Source organism: Sphingomonas segetis, assembly GCF_009720245.1.
Classification (GTDB): domain Bacteria; phylum Pseudomonadota; class Alphaproteobacteria; order Sphingomonadales; family Sphingomonadaceae; genus Sphingomicrobium; species Sphingomicrobium segetis.
Genome location: NZ_WJSQ01000223.1, coordinates 1 through 2,915, shown reverse-complemented (window position 1 = coordinate 2,915; position 2,915 = coordinate 1). Strand labels below are relative to the sequence as shown.

Annotated in this window: 4 protein-coding genes; 2 read left to right on the top strand and 2 right to left on the bottom strand. The window is 67.4% G+C overall.

Translation table 11 applies throughout. From position 1 onward, the window contains the following. Positions 1–668: inner membrane CreD family protein (locus GH737_RS14010; RefSeq protein WP_196233207.1), on the top strand; the 668-nt coding region annotated here is incomplete at its 5' end. A 32-nt stretch (positions 669–700) separates the two neighbouring features. Continuing rightward, entirely contained in the window at positions 701–1,600 is a 900-nt protein-coding gene (locus GH737_RS14005) for an LOG family protein (RefSeq protein ID WP_155265397.1), read from the top strand. Between the two features lie 6 nt (positions 1,601–1,606). Here the strand turns inward: GH737_RS14005 and GH737_RS14000 are convergent, their stop codons facing one another. Both GH737_RS14000 and nudC read right to left on the bottom strand, forming a co-directional pair. After that, complete coding sequence (locus tag GH737_RS14000) at positions 1,607–2,302, bottom strand: c-type cytochrome (protein WP_155265396.1); 696 nt, start codon at positions 2,300–2,302, stop codon at positions 1,607–1,609. Between the two features lie 51 nt (positions 2,303–2,353). Continuing rightward, positions 2,354–2,915, bottom strand: a 562-nt coding sequence (gene nudC / locus GH737_RS13995; RefSeq protein ID WP_155265395.1) for an NAD(+) diphosphatase, incomplete at its 5' end; no start/stop codon positions are given.

Genomic DNA, 2,915 nt, shown 5'->3' with positions numbered 1-2,915 from the left:
CCGCGCGGTCGGTGGGCGACAAGGGCTTCGAGGCCACCTACCGCGTCGGCAATCTCGCGCTCGGGCGGTCGCTGGTCGGCACCGGCGATCCCGGCGCCTCGAACCTCGTCGAGCGGGTGCCGGCGCAGGCCGCCGGGTACGCAACTGCAACTCCCGCCTCACCCGCGGGCGGCGACGCGGTGCAGGTCGCCTCGATCAGCCTGATCCAGCCGGTCGACCTCTATTCGCAGGTCAACCGGGCGACCAAATACGGCTTCCTGTTCATCGGCTTCACCTTCCTCGCGCTGCTGATGTTCGACGTGATCGGGGGCGTGCGCGTGTCGGCGGTCGAATATCTGCTGATGGGCGCAGCGCTGATCCTGTTCTTCGTGCTTCTGCTCGCCTTCGCCGAGGTGATCGGGTTCACGGCCGCCTACATCGTGGCATCGGCCGCGATCGCGGGGCTCAACACCGCTTATTCGGCGGCGGTGCTCGGAAGCTGGCGGCGCGCATCGTTCATCGGCGGGCTGCTCGTCGGGCTGTACGCCGTGCTCTACATCCTGCTCAGCCTCGAGGCTTACTCGCTGCTGATCGGCGCACTGCTGCTCTTCGCCGCGCTGGCCGGCGTGATGTACGCGACTCGGCGCATCGACTGGGGGGCGCCGCGCGCGAACGCCGCGGAAGCGTGACCGCGCCGATCTTTGCCGCTAGTCGGTCGCGCATGAACGAACGACCGTCACCGCCCAAGCGCATTTTCCCCTCGTCGAAGGTCGAGGCGAAATCGGCCAAGCACGTCCCGTCGAGCCCGCAGACCGAGAGCAGCGCCTACAAACTCGCTTTCCAGGACACCGACTTCCTGCTCCGCGAGGACCTCCGCCCGGTCCGCTTCCAGCTCGAGCTGTTGAAGCCCGAGTTGCTGCTCAACGAGGCGAACATCGGATCGACCTTCGTGTTCTACGGGTCGGCGCGAATTCCGGCGCCGGAGATGGCCGACGCGCTGATCGCCGCCGCCGCGAACTCCGAGCAGGAGAAGATCGCCGAGCGGCTCAAGGCCAAGGCGCATTATTACGAGATCGCGCGCGAGCTTGCCCGGATGGCGAGCAGCTGCAGCTGCGACGAGGAAGGGAAGCACCAGTTCGTGGTTTGCTCGGGCGGCGGGCCGTCGATCATGGAGGCGGCCAACCGCGGCGCGGTCGAGGTGGGGCGCGAGTCGATCGGCCTCAACATCGTGCTTCCGCACGAACAGATGCCCAACCGCTACGTCACGCCGGACCTCAGCTTCCAGTTCCACTATTTCGCGCTTCGCAAGATGCACTTCCTGCTGCGCGCCCGCGCGGTCGCGGTGTTCCCGGGCGGCTACGGCACGTTCGACGAAATGTTCGAGCTGTTGACCCTGGTCCAGACCGGCAAGGTGCGGCCGCTGCCGATCCTGCTGTTCGGACGCGATTACTGGAACCGCGTCGTCAACTTCCAGGCGATGGTCGACGAGGGCGTGATCGCGCCCCACGACCTCGACCTCATCCACTGGAGCGAGGATGCCGGCGAAGCGTGGGAGTTCGTCACCAACTTCTATGCCCAGCACCCGGCGCCGCCGCGCGAGCAGAGCGGACCGCCGGAGTAAAGCCCCCTATTTGGTCTCAGGCGTGCCCGGTGCCGGCGGCGAGCCCGCACCGCCGCTGGTCGCGCGGCTCGTGTCGGCCTGGGAGGCATTGAGCACCGGCTCGTTTTCGGCCTTTTGCGGGCCATTGCCGGGACCCGCCCCCGGCTCGGTGCCAGCGGCTGCCGGAGCGGCTTCGGGTGCCTTGGGCAGCGGCAGCGGGGAATCGCTGTGCGCGTTCAGGAACGCAATCACGTCGGCGCGGTCCTGCGGATTGCTGAGGCCCGCGAAGGTCATCTTGGTGCCCGGAGCGAAGGCCTTCGGGCTGGTCAGCCACGTGCTCAGATTATCCCAGTTCCACGTCCCGCCAACCTTCGACAGCGCACTCGAAAAGGCATAGCCCCGGCCCTCGCCGATCGGAGCGCCGACCACGCCCCACAGGTCCGGACCCATCATGTTGGGGCCGCCCTTCTCGGCGGTGTGGCAGGCCATGCACTTGTTGAAGACCTGCTGTCCCTTCGCGGCATCGGCACTCGCGAGATAGAATTCGATCGGCTTCTCGGCCTCGGCCGCGCCTTCGCCTTCTTCCTGAACGCCGGCGATCGGGTAACCCATCTTTTCGGGCCGCTCGCTGTGATAATATTCCCCGGCGACGATCGACGAGCCGAGCGCGACAATCCCCGCGAACAGCACCCAGCCGGCGATGGTATTGAAGCGATCGTCCATGAAGTTTCCCTGGTTTTCGAAGGATTGAGAGGAGTGGATTTGGCCCGCCTCTTAAGGGCGAGCGGGAGCTTCTTCAAGCGCCAGCCAGTGCTCCAGAAGCATGCGCGCAATGGCGAAGCGGGGCGGCGGCTGGAACGCGCCGGAATCGGGATCGCGCAGCGCCGCCTCAACTTCGGTGCGCGTGAACCATCGCGCGTCCTCGAGCTCGGTCGTGTCGATCCGGAGCTCGCTGGTGGACGCCTGGGCGCGGCACCCGATCATCAGCGACGACGGGAACGGCCAGGGCTGGCTCGCGACATAAATGACGTCGCTCACCTCGATTCCGGCTTCCTCCTCCAGCTCTCGGGCGACCGCAGCTTCGATCGTCTCACCCGCCTCGACGAAGCCGGCGAGCGCGGAGTAGCGGTGCGGCGGGTATTGCGGCTGGCGGCCGAGCAGCACCGAGCCGTCATGCTCGGCGAGCATGATTGCGACCGGGTCGACGCGCGGATAATGTTCAGCGCTGCACGCGCGGCACGAGCGCGACCAGCCGCCGCGGACGATCTCGGTCCGCTCGCCGCAACTCGCGCAGAAGCCGTGCCGCGAATGCCAGCCGCCGAGGCTGAGCGCGGCG

What these genes read in the sequence shown, in the direction of transcription:
- GH737_RS14000 (WP_155265396.1), bottom strand. Translation starts at nt 2,302, where the DNA reads ATGGACGATCGCTTCAATACCATCGCCGGCTGGGTGCTGTTCGCGGGG.
- GH737_RS14005 (WP_155265397.1), top strand. Translation starts at nt 701, where the DNA reads ATGAACGAACGACCGTCACCGCCCAAGCGCATTTTCCCCTCGTCGAAG.